Source organism: Sporosarcina sp. NCCP-2222 (genome assembly GCF_023168145.1).
Classification (GTDB): Bacteria; Bacillota; Bacilli; order Bacillales_A; family Planococcaceae; genus Sporosarcina.
Genome location: NZ_BQYK01000010.1, coordinates 111,203 through 130,696, shown reverse-complemented (window position 1 = coordinate 130,696; position 19,494 = coordinate 111,203). Strand labels below are relative to the sequence as shown.

Sequence of the window (19,494 nt, the reverse complement as noted above, 5' to 3'; positions counted from 1 at the left end):
AGGAGGAACAACCGATGAATGAAATTGGATCATATGAGCATTGGAACGAAGTTATAGAAAAAGAGCCGCAACTCCTTCTTTTCGTTAAAACGGACCACTGTTCCGTCTGTGAGGGGCTCTACCCGCAAGTGGAAGCGCTCGCCGATCGATTTCCATTTCCTTTCTATCAAGTAAATGCGGCGCGTGTGCCTGAACTTGCGGGGCAGTTATCGCTATTTACTGCTCCTGTCGTACTGCTTTATCATCATGGTAAAGAAATAGCGCGCTTCGCCCGTTTTGTTCAGATGGACCAGCTTACACGCCGCATGCAAGAGCTCGTGGAACGGGGGAAGGAAGATGCTTAAGCTTCAGGAATGGATTGATTATGTTTTCAACACGATTCCATCAGTATATTTAATTGTCGGATCAACCGTTATCTTTCTTTTTATGGGGACCATGGCATTTATTGTCCGAACTAGAGCAGCTAAGCGGCCGATTTCCGCCAAACGGATTATTCTGCCGCCGCTCTTCATGTCGACAGGCGCATTGATGTTCCTATTCGAAGAATTCCGAGTGCCGCTTCCGCAAGTGTTGGAAGCAGTGGCAGTTGGTTTGTTGTTTTCTCTCATTTTGATTAAAACAACGAACTTTGAGAAGAAGGACGGATTGTTGTATGTGAAGAAGTCCAAAGCATTCATTGTCATTCTTTTGAGCCTGCTCGTCATCCGTCTGGTGGCCAAGCTCATATTGAGCAGCTCCATCGATGTGGGTGAATTGGGGGGAATGTTCTTCCTGCTGGCATTTGCGATGATTCTTCCTTGGCGTATCGGCATGTTGATTAAATATGTAAGAGTTCGAAACCAAACAGCAGAGTGATTATACAAAAATCGTCCCCGCCACAAAAGTAAAGGGGACGATTTTTTAATTGCAGATTCTTGCTCAATGATTTTCCTTTTTCCAACTTCGATATGTTACAAGCTCGACAAAGCCATAGGACACTATCATTGATAAAATAGGGACAATATAATGTTTGGGTGGCCCAAATAAAAAAATAACAACGATAAATCCTGTGATAAAAAGGAAAGTGTTTATGACATACGATTTTTTCCGGGATTTTAAATAGTGTATTGCCTTATTCATTATTCACCTTCGAGTATGTAGTATATTATCGATTGATAATATCAAGATAGGGATTGCGGAATCAAATGGCAATATTTACAAACATCAAAGAATCAGCTGTGTGTACAATGCAAAAGAAAAGAGGCTGTCCAACATCGATGGATCGATGTTCTGGACGGCCTCATTCTGCTTATTCAAATAAGTGCTCGTATGGCTTCATATCCACTTCCATGGACGTTAATTTCTTAATCAGGAATTTATGATCCCGCTTCGGCGTGGCCACAATATATCCCCGGATAATATGGTCAAAATCAATTGTCTTTGCGCGATCTTCCAAGGCAATCTGCCCAATTTTGGAAGCGATTTTCTGTTTGGCTACATCGCGGAACAATTCTGGAACAGGACTTACAAGCTCATTCAAAAGCTTTTTGGCATCCTCATTCCAAAGATGAAGGGATTCATTAACATAATGTTCTTCCCAATCAAGCGTCGATTTGCCATCCTCTTTCGGAAACACCTTCAAGAATTTACGGAACATGAAGTAGCCGCCGATGCCAAATAAACCGACTAGGACGATACACCAGAATACGATGAACCACATAAACCAATCCTGCATTTGTCTTCACCTCTTCCTCACTTCCCCTATTATAAAAGGAATTGAGAAAAATTTCATTAACAATGTATCCTTTTCCTTTGCCTGTTTCTATATAACAGGTGAAGGGAGGTGGAGCACATGGCAACAATGGAATTCAGAGGCGCTATCGGAAAGGTATTTTTTGACGGAGGGCTGACGGAGGAAGGCAAGTTGATTCGCAAGGCCAAGTCTTACCGCAATATCGCGCAAGGGGTGAACGCGACAAATTTGTACAACGCCTTATCCCAGCTTGCGCAATTTTCGGAGCGAGCAGTCGTAGGAATGGAAAAGGTCGAAACATCAGAAGTCGTCAATTAAAACGAAAAGGAGATGGTAAGACATGAGCAGGACATTGCAACTTACATTTGAAACAGCAGCAGGGAAAACATCTATGCTGACAGTGGACGAGCCGCGGAGTGATATTACGTCCGAGCAAATCCAAGCTGCCATGCAGCAAATTATCGCAACGGGAGCATTTGAAGTGGATGGCTCGCCGCTATCCGCATCGAAGAGTGCACGCATCGTAGAAAGAACCGTGACCGAATTCACGACCGCGTAACAAATAGCAGTCAGCCCGCCAGTCTTATGCTGGCGGGTTTTTAACTTAGAATAAGGAGGGCATGATGAATGGAAACCTGGTTGAATTTCATACAAGAGATCGGATTCCCGGTATTCGTATCGTTTTATCTATTGCATCGTCTTGAACAGAAATTGGAAGCGATCCATGATGTGCTCGTCACATTAAAGATGAAGTGAACTTCACAAAAACGTCATTCTTTTGCCATACAACGAAGTTTGGCAACCTTGTTTGAATATTTGTCTTCATCTATGATAAAGTTATAAAGAATGTGAAGGAGTCTCGATATGTTTAAAAAAGTATTGTTTTCCGCAATGATGACCGGCTTGCTATTTATTGCTGCATGCTCAAGCGGTTTTAAGCCGGATCACGAATATCCGGTCCAGCCATTCGAATTTACAAATCAAGATGGAGACACAGTCTCATTGGATGATTTGAAAGGCGAGGTCTGGCTCGCACAATTTATTTTTACAAATTGTACAACAGTCTGCCCTCCGATGATGTCGAACATGGGCGATTTACAGGGCATGTTAGAAAAAGAAGGCGTGGAAGATTATAAAATTGTTTCATTCAGTGTAGATCCGGATCACGATACGCCCGAAAAGTTAAAACAATATTTGGAGCAATTCGGTATGCCAGATGAATCTAAATGGATTATGCTGACAGGATACAAAATAGATGAGATCAATAAGCTTTCAGTTGCTGCTTTTAAAATGCCGGTAGCTGAAATTAAAAATTCAGATCAAGTCGTGCATGGTTCTCGATTTGGATTAGTAAATCAAGACGGAAAAGTCGTAAAAACATACGCGGGTGCGGATGAAGTCCCATACGACCAAATTGTTAAAGATATGAAAGCGCTCATTAAGCAAGGAGCGGAGTAAGCGGAAAGGGTGAGAGAGTGAAGAAAAAGCGAAAGCCAAATAAAGGATTATCCATGAAGACGAAAGCGATTCTTATCGTGCTTCTCGTTCCAGTGGCTGTCACTTTATTCACTCTCACTGCGATAATCTGGACAGGCATCCAAAATCCCGAGCTGATCAAAAAGTCAGCAAGCGGGCTGATGGATTTCCAAGACCGTCATACGGCCACAGTCATCCCGGAAGAGTATGTACCGATTTACAAAGCAGCTGCAGATGAGTATAGCATTCCGTGGACGCTGCTTGCGGCCCACCACCGGGTGGAGACTCGTTTTTCAACGATGGATCCACTTGTATCTCCGGCCGGAGCCGAAGGCCATATGCAATTCATGCCTTGCACATTTGTCGGCTGGGGATATCCGGGCTGCAGTGGACTGGGCAAAGGGAATATTCCAGAGAAAGACAAAACTGATCCTGCTGTCATTAAGAAGTATGGCGGTTATGGAGTCGATGCGAATGGTGACGGCATCGCCGATCCGTTTGATATTGAAGACGCCATTTTCAGTGCCGCAAATTACTTATCAAAAAGTGGAGCGGCCGACGGCGATATTGAAAAAGCGATTTTCCATTACAATCATAGTGATAAGTATGTGGAGGACGTACTATGGTTTTTCAATGAATTCGAATCACAGCGACTCGCCAGAGCAGATGATACAGGAGATCCATCCCAGTAAAAAGTGAGCAAGCCTTTCCGGCAGGCTCCTTTTTTATTGAAAAAAACCCGTTATCCTCTAAGGATAACGGGTTCAACCATTCATAGGGCTATTACGAAGCTCTACGCATGGATTTCATAATGAGGCTCACAATAAACACCAAGATAATCGCACCTAACAAGGCTGGCAAGATATAGAAATCAGACACTTTCGGACCCCAATCGCCTAACAGCATGCCTCCGATCCAAGCACCGATGATACCAGCAATAATGTTACCGATAACGCCTCCTGGAATATCTCTTCCTAGGATAAGGCCAGCTAGCCAACCAATTACGCCTCCAATAATTAAGAACCAAATAAAGCTCATGTAATCCATCTCCTTTTCAAAAGTTATGATTGCCTCTGTAGTATTTGTAATATCCGTTATTTCAATACCTCAAACATCCTGTTGAAAAAAAGTTGTTAGCAAAAGTAAATGAAAAGCTGGGAAAGTGGCTATTCTAAAGGGTAAAAAGCTTTCTAGGCAAATTCCATTAAAAGACACAAAACCACAGAGCATGCACCACTTGTCCAATCGGAAGGAAAAGATAAGAAAGTCGTTACTAGGAAAACATCCATGGAAGAAATACGAGGAGAGCAGTGGCTCGTGAATATATATAGAGAGGCCGGCAAGAGCGGCTTTTTCGCATTTTCCTAGAGGACAGACAATGGCTCAATGATACCCGAATACTACATGGACAGGTTCAAAAAACTATCGACGTCACACGCACCTTTTGCCCTTGCTTCAACTGGACTGTGTTTTAGGAGTTCATAATTCCAGCTTTAAATAATTCATAGTGGCAGGGATCTTCTCCTTGCGTATATATGGACGGCCGTGACATTCCGGGATGCTTATTGTATAGAATCCCGGTTCAATATCCGACATAGTGGGAGGTGTCTTCATAGTCTGCAGATAATTCGAGGAGCGAAAATGCCCTAATTTCGGAACTGATATGTTGGTGACCTGCAAAATGCTTTATCGTCCAGGTCTTACTGCACGTTTATTGAAAGAAGTATAAAATCTCAAAGATTTTTGCATTACTAGGAATGCGGATCGGCCAATTTGACATACTAGGATGGACTACTTGAAAAAGGAAGGGATGCGGCATGTCAATGGATTGGTTTGATCGGGTATGTGAGGAATTGCAAGATCACCTGGAATCCATATGTGATCAATATGGTGAAGTGGGGCATATGACAATTGTCAGAGCGGCCAAGCATCCCAGAATTGAATTTTTCCTTGAGACTGAAGAGGATTTGCGTGAATACTTCTTCACGCTGTTTTATGATCCAAGCAATGAAGAGTTTTACATCACTACAATTGAGTTCGACACAGATCGACTCTCCAAAGTGATACTTCCGGATATCGAGGATATTATTGATGAAGTGCATGAAACCTTCCATGATTTTCTGGATGACGAGGAGTGGGAAGAAGAGGACGACGAGGAATTTACAGAAGAGTACGAGGTCGAAGTTGACTGGAAAACAGGGGAAGTCGTTGCCTATACGAATGAGGATGATATAGAAGTGCTTTATCAATTCGGACTCATTGAGGAGACAGGGGACGGCATCATTCGGCGAATCAATCGCTTTGAAACTGCAGATCGGGAACTTGTAGAAGATGATTCCTATTTTATCTTCAGTCAAGAGGAGGCCATTACGATCATATCGCTAATAGCCTCGCATATGGATTCCCTTAAAAAATTTGATTTTTAATTGGAGAAGGGCGGTTTCCTATTGGGAAAACGCCCTATCTTTTTCAATCAGCGAACGACTGACGCACCAAGTGTCTTTTCAAAATGCCGAAGGGCCCATTCATGCCCGGCTGCGTCAAAACTTGCGACGCCGCGTTCATGAATGACTATGTTGTAACCTAAATTATAGGCATCGACCGCAGTGTGCAAAATACAAATGTCCGTACATACGCCAACTAGATGGATTTCCTCAATGCCGCGCGAGCGCAGCTGAATATCCAGATCGGTTCCAGCAAAAGCGCTATAGCGAGTCTTATCCATCCAGATCATTTCTTCTTTTCTTTTCTCGAATAATTCATTCAACTTGCCATATGGATGTCTCCCAGAAGTGCCTCTAATATTATGAGGAGGAAACAGCCTGGATTCCGGGTGATAAGGATCATCCTTTTCATGCACATCGACGGGCATGATGACAACATGGCCTTCGTCTAAAAAAGACTCGGTTAATGCAGTAATATAGTTCTCCAACTGAATACCGGGTTGGCCACATGTCAGCGCTCCATCCTCTGCAACAAAATCATTGGTATAATCAATTACGAGCAACGCTTTTTTCACTGATCTCACTCCTTGATGTGTCATTACACCTATCATGCCACATTTGATGGGAGAATTCACTAGGATTTATTACACCTTATTGCGAAGTTAGTATACTTCATTTTAAAAAATGGCAGTTGTCTTGAAATACGAAACCAAGCGGGACAAGAAGGCCATCACTTTTTCTTATGGAAGACTATAATTTTAAAGTATTTTACTTATGAACGTTGCTATATTATGATGGAGTAGAGAAAAGATGCTCGTTTACGGCCTTTTCAGTAGATAAAGGGAGGAATTCACCAATGGCGAAAAGTAACTTGCACAATAGCCGCCAATCGTTCGAAGTGAACGGAAAGACGTATAACTACTATCGTCTGAAAGCACTCGAAGAAGCCGGCATTGCAAATGTATCCAGACTGCCTTATTCAGTCAAGGTGCTACTTGAATCCGTTTTGCGTCAGCACGACGGCTATGTGATCAAAGATGAACATGTTGAAAATCTTGCGAAATGGGGAAAAGATGCGGATAAGGATGCGGAAGTACCTTTCAAGCCATCCCGCGTCATCCTTCAAGACTTCACCGGTGTACCGGTTGTCGTTGACCTTGCGTCCCTTCGCTCTGCGATGGCAGAAATGGGTGGAGACCCTGACAAAATCAACCCTGAAATTCCAGTTGACCTAGTTATCGACCACTCTGTGCAAGTAGACCAATATGGTACAAACGAAGCGCTACAAAAGAATATGGAGCTTGAGTTCGAACGCAACGCAGAGCGTTATCAGTTCCTTAGCTGGGCACAAAAAGCATACGATAACTACCGTGCGGTTCCACCGGCAACAGGTATCGTTCACCAAGTAAACTTGGAATACCTTGCAAGCGTTGTCCATGCGATTGAAAATGAAGACGGCACATTTGAAACGTACCCAGATACACTTGTCGGTACGGATTCCCATACGACAATGATCAATGGTATCGGTGTACTTGGATGGGGTGTCGGCGGTATCGAGGCAGAAGCCGGAATGCTTGGCCAACCTTCATACTTCCCGATTCCTGAAGTAATCGGTGTCAAACTTACTGGAGAACTTCCAAACGGAACAACTGCAACTGACCTTGCGCTTAAAGTGACACAAACACTTCGTGCTCATGGGGTAGTAGGTAAGTTCGTAGAATTCTTCGGACCTGGCGTATCTAAATTGCCACTTGCGGACCGTGCGACAATCGCTAACATGGCGCCTGAATATGGTGCAACTTGCGGTTTCTTCCCGGTTGACGGAGAATCACTTGACTATATGCGTTTAACAGGCCGTGACGAAGACCATATCCAAGTCGTTCAAAAATATTTGGAAGAAAACGATATGTTCTTCACAGCGGACAAAGAAGAGCCGACGTATACAGAAGTAATCGAAATCGACTTGACGAAAATCGAAGCGAATCTTGCAGGTCCGAAGCGTCCACAAGACTTAATTCCTCTTTCCGAACTACAACGTTCTTTTAAAGATTCAGTTGTGGCTCCAGAAGGGAACCAAGGTTTCGGATTGACTCCGAAAGAATTCGACAAGTCTGGAACGGTGGAATTTGAAGACGGACGTACAGTCGGCATGAAGACGGGCGACCTCGCAATTGCAGCGATTACGTCTTGTACAAACACTTCCAACCCATACGTTATGCTTGGTGCTGGACTTGTGGCGAAGAAAGCTGTCGAAAAAGGTCTTACACCTCCGGCATACGTAAAGACTTCACTCGCACCAGGTTCGAAAGTTGTTACAGGCTACTTGCAAGACTCTGGATTGCTTCCATACATGGAACAAATCGGATTCAACTTGGTCGGTTATGGCTGTACAACATGTATCGGTAACTCCGGTCCATTATTGCCTGAAATCGAGAAGACAATTATAGATAACGATCTTCTTGTTTCTTCCGTACTTTCCGGTAACCGTAACTTCGAAGGACGGATCCACCCGCTTGTTAAAGCGAACTACTTGGCTTCACCGCCACTAGTTGTTGCTTATGCACTTGCTGGTACTGTCGATATCGACTTCGAAAAAGACCCAATCGGCAAAGCAAACGATGGTACGGATGTATACTTTAAAGACATCTGGCCAACAACGGAAGAAGTGAAAGAAGTCGTTAAATCGACAGTAACACCTGAACTCTTCCGTAAAGAATATGCTCGCGTCTTCACAGAAAACGAAGCATGGAATGCGATCGAAACAACAGACGATTCCTTGTATGATTTCGATGAAAACTCGACATATATCCAAAACCCACCATTCTTCGAAGGTCTTTCGAAAGAACCAGGCGATATCAAAACATTGTCCGGACTTCGGGTTGTCGGGAAGTTTGGCGACTCCATTACAACGGACCATATTTCTCCGGCAGGTGCAATCGGTAAAGATACACCAGCAGGTAAATATTTGCGCGAACGCGGCGTAGAGCCACGTTACTTCAACTCGTACGGTTCTCGCCGTGGTAACCACGAAGTCATGATGCGCGGTACATTCGCGAACATCCGGATCCGTAACCAAATCGCAAAAGGTACAGAAGGCGGCTTCACAACATATTGGCCAACAAAAGAAATCATGCCAATCTATGATGTAGCTATGAAATACCAAGCGGATGGTACAGGTCTTGCAATCATCGCAGGTAAAGACTACGGTATGGGATCTTCCCGTGACTGGGCTGCTAAAGGAACTTCTTTGCTCGGCATCAAAACAGTCATAGCGGAAAGCTACGAGCGGATCCACCGTTCAAACCTTGTTATGATGGGTGTGCTTCCACTTCAATTCTTGAACGGTGACAGCGCGGAGTCCCTTGGTCTAACAGGCGAAGAGGAAATCAGCGTTAACATCGCGGAAGGCGTAAAACCACGCGACATCCTTAAAGTGACTGCGACTGCAAAAGACGGCTCCGTCAAAGAATTCGACGTATTAGCTCGTTTCGACTCCGAAGTTGAAATCGACTACTACCGTCACGGCGGAATCCTTCAAATGGTCCTTCGCGACAAAATGAAAAACAACTAATCACAGAATAAGGGTGTCCGGGAAAACCGGGCACCCTTTTTTCATGCAAAATCGGATTTTGTCTTCTATTTCGAGATGTTCTCTAACTCAAAAGACTCTTCTATGCCGTTCCATTTCACATTAACAGTAATCTGTTCATCTGCAGATACTGTCCCAGAGGAATTTCCTTTCGAAGTAAATGATACATCGGTTGGTGGATTGGAAAACTTTTTAGTTGCACTAAAATTTTCTGACTCCGTTTCAAAAGAATACGTAATTTCATCTGTGGAAGCCAGTTCTTGGGATAGCCCCTTGTAGGTGACTGTAAAATCGTAGTTTGCATCTCCTCTTGAATATTGATCTTCAGTTCCTTTAAAAAAGATTTCCGCTTCCCAATGGTCATTCTCGCCAGAAAATTTATATTCGTAGCTGTATGTGTTGCAAGCGGATAATATTATTAGTGACAGTAGAATCGGTATGAATGCTTTTACTGTTGTATTCAATCAGACTCCCTCCTATTGGAAAATTATTCACTGTTATTATATACATAGACATTCGAAGATTTAAAATAATATTGTAATAAACAACTCTCTGGTCGAGGAGACGAATGTGAAAAACAGCATGCTGCTAGTCAAAAAGACTCACAAGGAAGTTAATCTTGTTATGTGGTACCATTAGAAAAATGGCGGTAAATAATAGAGGACTGAAATAAAGGGAAGGAGAGGGGATTAACTAATGATTGAACTAGCCACTTTTGGATTTTTATTAAATCCCATTCTAGCTATCGTATTTTGCATCAACTTAGTATCTGCCATAAAAAAAGTGAAGCGGGAGGAAGATACTGCCCGCAATACGTTTTGGATGTCAATATCTCTCGGATATATTGTTTTTTCACTAACAACGCTTATCATGGCCAGTTCGTAAGGTGAGAGATGTTATTTATTTGCAATCGTAGCAGTTGGTTTGTATCTGGTAAATTTATGATCAGAATCTACTTTTTTCAACCTGCCAAAAATCGAACTGAATAATAGTAGATATGCTAAAAGCAATATAAAAACCACTTCAAATACATAAAAGTGAAAAGTGGTTAATTACCGAATACACAGTCCATCCTTAATGATTTTCTTCTTGGATTTCATCTTCTATAAGTTTAATGAGTGTTGTTGATTCCTTAAAGGTCATCGTTTGGGCCTTGCCTTTATATTCTATGTGATGGCTATAGATGCCAATCCCCCCTGCAGGGTAATACCCGACATTACTAATGTAAATTACATAGAGTGGTTTTTCGCCAATATCAATGGAAGGCGTTATATTATCTGATTTTAAATTTTCCAAAGCAGAGGAAAATTCTTTGATAAAATCCTTATCATCGGTCACCATTTGATTATTCGTTTCATATTCAAATAATTCTACACTCTCGATGTTTTTGTAAGTAATATCTTCCTCTGAGAATAACCGTTCCATAGACTCTCCTTTATTTCGTGTGAAAACAACAACTAAAGTGATGGCAATAATCACAATTACAGTCACGGCCATAATCCTATTTTTCATTTAAACCCTCCTCCCAATAGTTTTTTTATGAATCTGTTTAAATTCTTCATCCTACAATCATCTTACCGATTAACTTGAGTTTCCTCATTAATATACTTACCTTTAATTCCCATCATCCATTTTCCTACAATATATATTTTCGTGCAATTCAACCAATAATCTTTGTAAACAACAAACTTTACGAAAACAACCTTTTAGTAAGAGAGATGACTCTCTGCATGATCTATTCATCTAACAAGATATCTACCGTCTTAGATTTTTTAACATCAGAGGCATACCAAGTTTGTAGTTGATTAAAATCTGATGATAGCAAATCTGCGGTGACGAGACGGAATGTGTTAGAGGAAATCCACTCGTATTCCAATATTGGCCATGTCGGTTCATTCATAAATTCTTTTGTGTCTTCTTCAAATGTAAACGGAATACTTTCCAACTTAGCCAAATCAACAGGAACGAGAATATGCCGGATGATTTGGCCGCCTTCATTATAGGCATATCGAATGAGTACTTTATCTTGATCAGGAGACAGCTGATAATCTTGAAAGATCCCATTTCGTAATGGCAATGATTTTATTTCGCGATTATGTACTTTAATTAGTAAACTGTCACATTGTTTATTGCCGCAACTGTACTGCAATAGAAAGAAACGTTCCTCTGTATGTGTTTCGATTTCTTCATAGTGAGTGCGCTCTATTTCCAATTCTGGGTCAGTCTGTGCACTTAAATAAGATTGAAGAGTCGGCAGGTCTTTTACCGGTATTTCTAGTTCTGCCATAGTGAGAACATTGGAACTTAATTCAAGCGGAGCGGGTGACTCAACGGGGGGACTTGATACCTTTTGTCTAGTATGGAACCAGTGGGAAACCAATAAACCTAATAGGATGCCGACTGCAAAAAGAATAATCTTCTTTTTCATTGCTGTCTCCTTTCAAAAATTCAAATCTATCATCCATCCTAACATATATCTGGAAAGAAGATAAGTGTGTTTTCTGAATTGGTAATGCTATAATGAAAAGGATATGATATACATTTTTCTTTCAGAGGAGGGTGGAAATGAGAAAACAGATCAGTCAGGCGGATAAAGTGCGACTGCGTCAGCGAAAACATATCGCTTTCAGAATGAATCTATTGTTTTTCTGTATTTTTTTCCTATTTTCGTTACTAATCTTCCGTCTTGGTTATTTACAAATAGTCAAAGGCAAGGAATACACCCTCCAATTGGAACTAAAAGAGGAAATACCGGTCAATACAAGTGTTCCGAGAGGAAGAATCTACGACCGAAACGGTAATGTGCTGGTTGATAATGAACCGAAAAACGCTATTACTTATACAAAAACAACGTCTACGACCTCCAAGGATATGCTGAAAATAGCCAGAGATCTTGCCCAGTTGATTGAGCAGGATACGAAACGCATCACTCTTGGTGATAAGCGGGATTTTTGGATTTTGCTGAATTCAAAGAAGGCAGAGAAGAAAGTCACGGCCGAAGAGATTGAAGCGTTACGTAAAAAGCATGACACATGGACAGAGAAAGAAATCCAAAAAGAAATCAATCAAATGACCCGTGATCGTATCACGGATAAAGAGATTAATTCCTTTACCAAAAAAGATCTCGAGGTTCTGGCGATTTATCGTGAAATGATGTCAGGCTATGCCTATTCTCCTCAAATTATTAAGAGTGATAATGTGACAGAAATTGAATTTGCAAGAGTTTCCGAAAGATTAAACGATTTACCGGGAGTTGATACAACTACTGATTGGGATCGTATAAAGGTTTCGGATAATACATTGATCGGTTCTACAACAACCTCTTTGCAAGGCATTCCGCGTACCAGGCTAGATTATTTTTTGGCGAGGGATTATTCACGGAATGACCGCGTTGGGATTAGTTATTTGGAACAATCTTATGAAGAATTGTTGAAGGGACAAAAGACGGTTGTGAAAAATGTCAAAGACCGAACGGGACGTGTTGTGGAGACTGTCACCGTACGGGAAGGGGAACCGGGGAAGGACCTTGTTTTGACATTGGATAGTGAACTCCATGAGGCCCTGGAGCAAATTGTGTCAGACAAGTTGCTCGCTTGGAAGCAAGTAAGGACGTCTGGGCTATTGGATCGTGCTTTTCTTGTCATGATGAACCCAAATAACGGAGAAGTATTGGCTCTTATTGGCAAGCAGCTCGTACAAGATAAAGACACAGGAAAATGGATCGTCCAGGATTATGCCTTTGGTACGTTTACGTCCGCCTATGAAGTAGGTTCGACAGTCAAGCTGGCAACTGTTCTGACTGGCTATAGTGAGAATGTCCTGCGCATAGGTGAGGTAAAAATTGATGAACCAATCTATATCGCCGGTTCATCCGTTAAGCAATCCCTATTTAACCGAGGGGGCAATCGAGTAGCCATCAATGAGATTGAAGCGTTAGGGAAATCTTCTAACGTGTACATGTTTAAAATAGCGATGTCTCTTGGAGATGCTGTATATCGTCCTTATAAGCCATTACCCATAAACTTGGAAGGGTTCGACCGGTTTCGTGAATCGTTTGCTTCATTTGGATTAGGCGTGAAAACAGGGATCGATTTGCCAGGCGAGTATCCAGGATATCCGGGGACTGAAACGATATCTGGTAAACTGCTTGATTTCTCAATTGGTCAGTTTGATACGTATACACCTTTGCAAATGGCTCAATATGTATCTACTGTAGCGAATGGCGGGTACCGGATGGCGCCGAGAATAGTGAAAGAAATCAGGGAACCGTCACCGGATGGATCCGTCTTTGGCGCGTTAATGCAGGAAACAGAGGCTGTTGTGCTGAATCGGGTGAAGAATACAGATGAGGAAATTGAACAAGTGAAAAAAGGAATGCTTTATACGTACGGACCAAGAGGAACGGCACCCAATTTGTTTGCAAATGCAAAGTATACGGCAGCCGGAAAAACGGGGACAGCCCAATCTGCCTATTATGACGGGAGCGATCGAAGCAAGTACGGAACAAAGACGGTTAACTTGACGCATGTTGGGTTTGCGCCGTTTGAGACGCCTGAAGTCGCGTTTTCCATCGTCATCCCTAACGTCTCAACAGATCGGAATGATTATACTTCAAAATGGAGCAACGATTTGGCGAGGGAGGCATTGGATATTTATTTTGATTTAAAAAAGAGAAGGATGATGGAAGAGCAGCCAGTCACGACTGATTTGCCTATTAGAAGGAAGCTAGAACAAGAAGGAGATAAAAATTGACTTGCTTATGGAGAAATATGTAAATGTTTTGAACCAAGGAATACTCGCTGTGCATAAGGTTATGTTAAGAGGGGAGCGGTGGATGATCGCCCTCCCTTTATTTTATTTGTTCATTCATTTAAAGGGTTTGGAAACTAACTGTTGAATAGGATAGAAGTGCAATAGAGGAAAGTTATGATGAAATGATTGAAAATAAAAGAGCCCTTCTCTTTTCCGCAATTCTCTTGGCTATGTGCATCTAAATGATGTTGCCGTATCCAGATAACCAATTAATTGATGCAACCACCACATTTATGTCGTTTCCCATTAAGACTTCGCAAGGCTTTCGTTTCATTGGGATAGCTGGATCCATCCTCTTCGTCCTCGCACTCGTGTTACTGGCAAAAGGATTGAGGAAGTATCATGTTCGAACCATCCTGCTCGTCATCGGGCTGTTCACTTTTTCACCAAAATATCTCCTCGCATTTTATCAAGATACGTTGGCCAGCGGAATTAATGCGGTTACTTATGATGGTGAAGGGACATGTCAATTTGAAGAAAAATCCGAAGCGTTGCTCGAAGGAACATGCAGTATAGTACTGAGGAATCGAAGCAAGGAGCCAGTAACGTTTGCATTGGAATTTATTAATTCAAACGATTTGGAAGACGGCATACGAATGCAAACGCTCATGAATACAAATGGGCCATACCAAATAACAATTGATGCGAAGCAAGAGCGGCGGGTGAATCTGACAGAACTGCTGGATGTATCCGATATCCCTCAACGCATCACGAATGGATCATCGAATCGGGTGCATATTCGACTGATAGAACCGGGTAAATCTCGAAATTTATAGTAAGATAAGCAGGAAGATATGAGATAACTAGAAGAGGTGATGGGAATGAATACAGATCAACGAGCCTTACTAATTGTGGATGTGCAAAATGCATTTAAAGACGAAAAGTGGGGAGAACGCAATAATAAACAGGCCGAAGAAAATATCCGTAAACTTCTTTGGCATTGGAGAGAGAAGGAGGGGACCGTCATCCATGTTCAGCATACATCGGATCATCCTGACTCCTTATTTCATCCAAGCCATGAAGGCTACTTGATTCAGTCGATCGTTCAACCGATTGAAGGCGAAACCATCATATCAAAGAAAGTGAATAGCAGCTTTATTGGCACAAATTTAGAGGAGCTCCTAAGAGAGAAAGGGATATCAGGTATCGTCATCACGGGGTTAACAACTCCTCATTGTGTTGCGACAACAACGAGAATGAGTGGAAATCTAGGTTTTGATACCATTCTCATATCGGATGCGACGGCTGCATTCGGATTGCGAGACCAAAATGGGATTTATTTCGATGCAGAAACCATACATAACGTTTCACTTGCCACGCTGCACGAGGAATTTGCAACCATCCTGACAACGGAGCAAATGCTGGGGTGGGACGGATGACAATAGGATTGATTCATCATATTGAGCTATATGTGTCTAATTTGAAGAAAACGATCGACTTTTGGGGCTGGTTTCTTGAGGAATTGGGCTATGAAACGTATCAAGAATGGGAACTGGGGCGCAGCTGGAAACTGGAGAATACGTATATCGTCTTTGTACAAACGGAGGAACGATTTTTGGACATTCCGTACCATCGATGCCGTGTCGGTTTAAATCATTTGGCTTTCCATGCAAGCTCTCGCGAACAGGTGGATGACATGACAAGCGTGCTAAAACAAAAAGGCATCCCCATTTTATACGAAAAGCGCCATCCCTATGCAGGTGGCGAAACGCATTATGCCGTTTACTTTGAAGATCCTGACCGGATAAAAGTGGAGTTGGTTGCCCCCTTGTCAGTTGATATGATTGAAAATGAATCTAACTTATCAGGTGGCACCAATTCGTGAGGCCGAACATTTATAGAAGTTATTCAATCATTTGATTGAAAGGCTACTAGTAGGAAGGAGAGCGAATGATGAACGTTCCTTATTTTGCACAATGGGAATCCCGTGATTTAGTTGCAGACTTTTTAACAGGAAAACTGGATTCAGCTGAAGATCCTCTATGGGCATTATCGGGTGCAGAAACTCCGGAAGAGTATGCATTTTGGAGCCCGAATGTTTGCGGGATGGCCTGTTTAAAAATGCATTTGGCGCATACGAAAGGCCAAGTCTTCCCGACTTTAGAACTTATGAAGGAATGTAAGGAGTACGGGGGTTACAAAGTAGATGATGCAAAGGAAGTAAGTGGCTTATATTATCATCCATTTGTATCTTATGTAAAAGACAAATTTGGGCTATCTGCAGAAGTTAAAGAAAATATTTCAGTTAACGAGATGTGTGATCTCGTAGAAGAAGGTCATGTATTTATCGCATCTGTTCATCCAAGTATTAGAACTCCTGATACCATTCCTCCAAAAAAAGGCGGGCACCTGGTGTATGTTTTCGCGAAAGATCCTCGCGACAAAAAGATAATTTTTCATAATCCCTCGGGAAACACGCCTGCGAGTCAAGAAAATGTGTCGCTGGATTTAGAGGTTTTCAACCGTTATTACGCCCAGCGAGGCATACTCATTAGGCTGGAGTCAGAATAAGCTTTTTTGTTATTCAGTCAACTACAGCTGTGAAACCGAAGCGTGAAAAAGACTAGTCCAAACTGTGCATGCAATAAATAGATAAGGCAAGTAAGAGTTATGGCTCCTATGATAGGGAACCGTTGCTCTTACTGACTTATTTATGCGAAATCTTGTATGTTCTTCGCATTAACAGTAGCTTCAAAATAATTTCCTATTTTGTCTACAAATATTGTCCGCAGATATGAAGGAGTTATTATTGCAATAGAGAACGTAAAAATTACCATTACCTAAAGGAAGGAGATGACAAGATAGTGATCTATGTGAATGTAAGGGCGATCATCGTAAAAGAAACACCATCCGGCGAGGAAGTGTTAATTCAACGACGTGTGAAAGATCAGGAAAAAAGGAGGCCATTTGAATTGCCTGGAGGAAGAATCGAGCAGTTCGAATCATTGCTTGATTGTTTAAAAAGAGAGTTGAAAGAAGAAACCGGACTGGACATAGAGGATATTCTAGATCCGATCGATTTAGTGGAGACAGTAGCAAAGGATGGTTTTCGAGTCGAATGTATGAGACCCTTTGCTGTTTACCAGACAATAAATGGACCTGTCGATTCCATGGGTGTTTATTTTCGATGTAAAGCAAAAGGCAGTCTTTTGGAAATAGGTGATGAAACGGACATGATCGGCTGGGTCAGCCTCGAAAGACTGCGATCCCTTATAGAACAAGATGAATTTAGCGGAGTAGACAAAGCAGGGGTTGAGTTTTACCTGACTGACTACAATCGAAAAAATCTGCAATCCTTATCTAAAGTTGAATGAACAGCATTTCCTTCACCTCTTTTGTATAATGGACAAAGAGGTGATCCTATTGTTTATTGCAGAAAAACAAATTGAAATCAGATACGCGGAGACGGATCAAATGGGTGTCGTCTATCATGCGAATTACTTAGTGTGGATGGAGATTGGACGGACCCGGTTAATTAGTGAGCTGGGCTTTACATATGCCGGTTTGGAAGAACAGGGTTATCTTTCACCGGTCATTGATCTATCCATTCAATATAAAGCGGCGATGCGATATGGACAGGTTGCGACAGTCCGAACTTGGGTGGAATCTCACGGAAAATTGCGTACGGTGTATGGCTATGAAATTCTACATGAGGATGGAACCGTGGCAGCGACCGCGACATCTGAGCATATTTTAGTGAAAAAAGACAGCTTCCGGCCGATTGCCCTCAGTAAAATCGATCCTGTCTGGGATGCCAAATATACCGAAATTCAACGGGTTGCAGACTGATGGCGTTCGGCATTGACCGTAAAGAGCTGAAGGCCTGGAAAGAGGCAGTCGAAAACGGACACATTGCTTTTTTGACTCATTATTGGCTGGATGACCGATTTCCTGATTGCAAGACGGTAACAAAAGTCGGCTGCTCTGATATCCAGAAGCTGATCCGCTGGGGCGAGAAATACGGCCTGAAACCTGCGTGGATTGATCACCGCAAGGACTACCCGCATTATGATTTATTTGGCAAGCAGGAACGGAACATTCTGGAGGAAGAAGGCAAGATTGAACAGCTTCATCGGTTTTATCCCGAAACTGAAAAATTATGAGCACTGTAAATATCTGTGTAGGCACTGTCATTATGATAGTGTCTTTTTTTCTTTCCGGTTGTCTTCGAACGTTAGGTAGGCTGAAGGCATAGTATACAGGGAACCGAGAAAGGAGCAGTAACTGCATGACATCGATTGTTTTTATCGAAAGCGTTCAATTCGGTGCGGCAAAAGATGCGCTCGAAGCATCAAAGCAGCTTGGATACACTCCTATTCTTCTCACAGAAAAACGATCAATCGCCATTCATGCGCTCGAATGGGGCAGTACAGACTTGATCTATCATATCGATCTTACAGAAACGCGAATACGGGATGTATTGGATCATCTGCGCAAAGAGGGACACCACTTGCAGGCTGTTATCAGTTTCGTCGATCCTTATGTTTCCTTGGCTGCCCGATTGTCGAATGAATATTGCCAAACTGACTTATCCGCCGATGCACTTGGCTATATGGAAAACAAAATCCATACAAGACATGCGCTGGCATCGTTAGGTGTTAACCCGATATTTAGCGATATAACAGAAGAGCTACAGCCTGCTGTTTCTTTCCCGGCAGTCATTAAATCATCCTTTTCTAAGGGATCCCGTGACGTCTACTATGTCCGGACAGCAGAGGAGCTGGCTACAGCCCGCTATAAGCTGACGTCAAGACATAAGGACACAGTCATACTGCTAGAAGCTTACATGGAAGGTTCTCAATACATTGTAGAAGTAGTTGTTCGAGATAACTTGCCTCATATTGTGGCAGTTGCCGAACAAGATGTAACAAATGAAGGGAAGTTTATCGTTACGGGCTATTCCATTGGAAATATCCTTACTAAAAAAGAATATGATGAACTGCTGAAGGTGGTAGGAAAAATAGTAGGATCGTTACATATTACCAATGCCGCGTTTCATTTAGAGATGCGCCTTACATCTCAAGGATGGAAATTGATTGAACTCAATCCACGAATGGCCGGCTTTACAATGAATCAAATGATTGATAAAGCATATGGAATTAACCTAGCAAAGGAAACTGTCCGCTTTTACGCTGGTCAAGCGCCGAACTTAACGAATAGCAAAGAACGTGCCGTGTATACATATTGTATGACAACGGAACTATACGGCATCTTCCAGGGCGTTTCCGGGATAGAGGAATCGGCGGCTCAGCCTGGCGTCGTATCCGTGGAGTTGCTCGTAAAAGCAGGAGACATCGTCGGTCCTGCGATGTCGATGGGCCAGCGGTATGGCTATGTAATGGCGTCCGGAGACAGTGTGGAGCTGGCAAGGGAACGGGCAATGGAAGCGGCTCGCCTCATTGTATTTTATATAGAAGAAATTTGAATACTTGGCAGGAAGG

At 42.4% G+C, this 19,494-nt stretch carries 25 protein-coding genes; 19 read left to right on the top strand and 6 right to left on the bottom strand.

Annotated features, from left to right (window positions below):
• Positions 1–14 precede the first annotated feature (14 nt).
• Positions 15–344, top strand: a complete 330-nt coding sequence (locus NCCP2222_RS18160) for a thioredoxin family protein (RefSeq protein WP_248513800.1) — start codon at positions 15–17, stop codon at positions 342–344.
• Complete coding sequence (locus NCCP2222_RS18155) at positions 337–855, top strand: CcdC family protein (RefSeq protein WP_248513799.1); 519 nt, start codon at positions 337–339, stop codon at positions 853–855. The genes NCCP2222_RS18160 and NCCP2222_RS18155 overlap by 8 nt, the downstream gene beginning before the upstream one ends.
• A 433-nt stretch (positions 856–1,288) precedes the next feature.
• On the opposite strand, the gene NCCP2222_RS18150 is transcribed toward NCCP2222_RS18155, so the two are convergent.
• On the bottom strand, positions 1,289–1,714 hold the full coding sequence (locus tag NCCP2222_RS18150) for a DUF2621 domain-containing protein (RefSeq protein WP_248513798.1): 426 nt from the start codon (positions 1,712–1,714) through the stop codon (positions 1,289–1,291).
• A gap of 117 nt (positions 1,715–1,831) precedes the next feature.
• Here NCCP2222_RS18150 and NCCP2222_RS18145 point away from each other — a divergent pair, with 117 nt between their 5' ends.
• The 5 genes from NCCP2222_RS18145 to NCCP2222_RS18125 all read left to right on the top strand — a co-directional run bounded on the left by NCCP2222_RS18145 (position 1,832) and on the right by NCCP2222_RS18125 (position 3,900).
• On the top strand, positions 1,832–2,050 hold the full coding sequence (locus NCCP2222_RS18145) for a DUF1659 domain-containing protein (RefSeq protein ID WP_248513797.1): 219 nt from the start codon (positions 1,832–1,834) through the stop codon (positions 2,048–2,050).
• A 22-nt stretch (positions 2,051–2,072) separates the two neighbouring features.
• Positions 2,073–2,291, top strand: a complete 219-nt coding sequence (locus tag NCCP2222_RS18140) for a DUF2922 domain-containing protein (protein ID WP_248513796.1) — start codon at positions 2,073–2,075, stop codon at positions 2,289–2,291.
• A 68-nt stretch (positions 2,292–2,359) separates the two neighbouring features.
• Positions 2,360–2,488, top strand: coding sequence for a YvrJ family protein (locus NCCP2222_RS18135; protein WP_248513795.1), 129 nt, complete (start codon positions 2,360–2,362; stop codon positions 2,486–2,488).
• 108 nt (positions 2,489–2,596) lie between these two features.
• Positions 2,597–3,190 carry an SCO family protein gene (locus tag NCCP2222_RS18130; protein WP_248513794.1) on the top strand — a complete coding sequence of 198 codons (594 nt, stop codon included), beginning with the start codon at positions 2,597–2,599 and terminating at the stop codon, positions 3,188–3,190.
• Positions 3,191–3,207: 17 nt separating this feature from the next.
• Positions 3,208–3,900, top strand: a complete 693-nt coding sequence (locus NCCP2222_RS18125) for a lytic transglycosylase domain-containing protein (protein WP_375709214.1) — start codon at positions 3,208–3,210, stop codon at positions 3,898–3,900.
• A 91-nt stretch (positions 3,901–3,991) separates the two neighbouring features.
• Here the strand turns inward: NCCP2222_RS18125 and NCCP2222_RS18120 are convergent, their stop codons facing one another.
• The gene (locus NCCP2222_RS18120; RefSeq protein WP_248513793.1) at positions 3,992–4,246 is read right to left on the bottom strand and encodes a GlsB/YeaQ/YmgE family stress response membrane protein; all 255 of its coding nucleotides are present in this window, start codon (positions 4,244–4,246) and stop codon (positions 3,992–3,994) included.
• Positions 4,247–5,025: 779 nt separating this feature from the next.
• Here NCCP2222_RS18120 and NCCP2222_RS18115 point away from each other — a divergent pair.
• The gene (locus NCCP2222_RS18115; protein WP_248513792.1) at positions 5,026–5,634 is read left to right on the top strand and encodes a hypothetical protein; all 609 of its coding nucleotides are present in this window, start codon (positions 5,026–5,028) and stop codon (positions 5,632–5,634) included.
• Positions 5,635–5,681: 47 nt separating this feature from the next.
• Here NCCP2222_RS18115 and NCCP2222_RS18110 read toward each other — a convergent pair whose 3' ends face one another.
• Entirely contained in the window at positions 5,682–6,227 is a 546-nt protein-coding gene (locus NCCP2222_RS18110) for a cysteine hydrolase family protein (RefSeq protein ID WP_248513791.1), read from the bottom strand.
• A 281-nt stretch (positions 6,228–6,508) separates the two neighbouring features.
• Here NCCP2222_RS18110 and acnA point away from each other — a divergent pair, with 281 nt between their 5' ends.
• Entirely contained in the window at positions 6,509–9,223 is a 2,715-nt protein-coding gene (gene acnA / locus NCCP2222_RS18105; RefSeq protein ID WP_248513790.1) for an aconitate hydratase AcnA, read from the top strand.
• Between the two features lie 65 nt (positions 9,224–9,288).
• On the opposite strand, the gene NCCP2222_RS18100 is transcribed toward acnA, so the two are convergent.
• Entirely contained in the window at positions 9,289–9,705 is a 417-nt protein-coding gene (locus NCCP2222_RS18100; RefSeq protein WP_248513789.1) for a hypothetical protein, read from the bottom strand.
• 232 nt (positions 9,706–9,937) lie between these two features.
• Here NCCP2222_RS18100 and NCCP2222_RS18095 point away from each other — a divergent pair, with 232 nt between their 5' ends.
• Complete coding sequence (locus NCCP2222_RS18095) at positions 9,938–10,126, top strand: hypothetical protein (RefSeq protein WP_248513788.1); 189 nt, start codon at positions 9,938–9,940, stop codon at positions 10,124–10,126.
• Between the two features lie 189 nt (positions 10,127–10,315).
• Here NCCP2222_RS18095 and NCCP2222_RS18090 read toward each other — a convergent pair whose 3' ends face one another.
• Together NCCP2222_RS18090 and NCCP2222_RS18085 are read right to left on the bottom strand one after the other, a co-directional pair.
• Positions 10,316–10,753 carry a hypothetical protein gene (locus tag NCCP2222_RS18090; RefSeq protein ID WP_248513787.1) on the bottom strand — a complete coding sequence of 146 codons (438 nt, stop codon included), beginning with the start codon at positions 10,751–10,753 and terminating at the stop codon, positions 10,316–10,318.
• Between the two features lie 223 nt (positions 10,754–10,976).
• Positions 10,977–11,669: a hypothetical protein gene (locus NCCP2222_RS18085; RefSeq protein WP_248513786.1), complete on the bottom strand. Its 693-nt coding sequence runs from the start codon at positions 11,667–11,669 to the stop codon at positions 10,977–10,979.
• Positions 11,670–11,806: 137 nt separating this feature from the next.
• Between NCCP2222_RS18085 and NCCP2222_RS18080 the strand changes: the two genes are divergently transcribed.
• The 9 genes from NCCP2222_RS18080 (at position 11,807) to NCCP2222_RS18040 (ending at position 19,478) form a co-directional block, all read left to right on the top strand.
• Positions 11,807–13,993 (top strand): peptidoglycan D,D-transpeptidase FtsI family protein, encoded by a 2,187-nt coding sequence (locus NCCP2222_RS18080; RefSeq protein WP_248513785.1) that lies wholly within the window; start codon positions 11,807–11,809, stop codon positions 13,991–13,993.
• Between the two features lie 242 nt (positions 13,994–14,235).
• Positions 14,236–14,829, top strand: a complete 594-nt coding sequence (locus NCCP2222_RS18075; protein ID WP_248513784.1) for a hypothetical protein — start codon at positions 14,236–14,238, stop codon at positions 14,827–14,829.
• Positions 14,830–14,874: 45 nt separating this feature from the next.
• Entirely contained in the window at positions 14,875–15,432 is a 558-nt protein-coding gene (locus NCCP2222_RS18070) for a cysteine hydrolase family protein (protein WP_248513783.1), read from the top strand.
• Positions 15,429–15,878, top strand: coding sequence for a VOC family protein (locus NCCP2222_RS18065; RefSeq protein WP_248513782.1), 450 nt, complete (start codon positions 15,429–15,431; stop codon positions 15,876–15,878). Before NCCP2222_RS18070 ends, NCCP2222_RS18065 begins: the two co-directional genes overlap by 4 nt.
• Before the next feature lie 68 nt (positions 15,879–15,946).
• Positions 15,947–16,564, top strand: a complete 618-nt coding sequence (locus tag NCCP2222_RS18060) for a C39 family peptidase (protein ID WP_248513781.1) — start codon at positions 15,947–15,949, stop codon at positions 16,562–16,564.
• Between the two features lie 293 nt (positions 16,565–16,857).
• The gene (locus tag NCCP2222_RS18055; protein WP_248513780.1) at positions 16,858–17,367 is read left to right on the top strand and encodes an NUDIX domain-containing protein; all 510 of its coding nucleotides are present in this window, start codon (positions 16,858–16,860) and stop codon (positions 17,365–17,367) included.
• Positions 17,368–17,416: 49 nt separating this feature from the next.
• Positions 17,417–17,842: an acyl-CoA thioesterase gene (locus tag NCCP2222_RS18050; protein WP_238081355.1), complete on the top strand. Its 426-nt coding sequence runs from the start codon at positions 17,417–17,419 to the stop codon at positions 17,840–17,842.
• Positions 17,842–18,156, top strand: a complete 315-nt coding sequence (locus NCCP2222_RS18045) for a hypothetical protein (RefSeq protein ID WP_248513779.1) — start codon at positions 17,842–17,844, stop codon at positions 18,154–18,156. Before NCCP2222_RS18050 ends, NCCP2222_RS18045 begins: the two co-directional genes overlap by 1 nt.
• A gap of 125 nt (positions 18,157–18,281) precedes the next feature.
• The gene (locus NCCP2222_RS18040) at positions 18,282–19,478 is read left to right on the top strand and encodes an ATP-grasp domain-containing protein (RefSeq protein ID WP_248513778.1); all 1,197 of its coding nucleotides are present in this window, start codon (positions 18,282–18,284) and stop codon (positions 19,476–19,478) included.
• Positions 19,479–19,494: the final 16 nt, after the last annotated feature.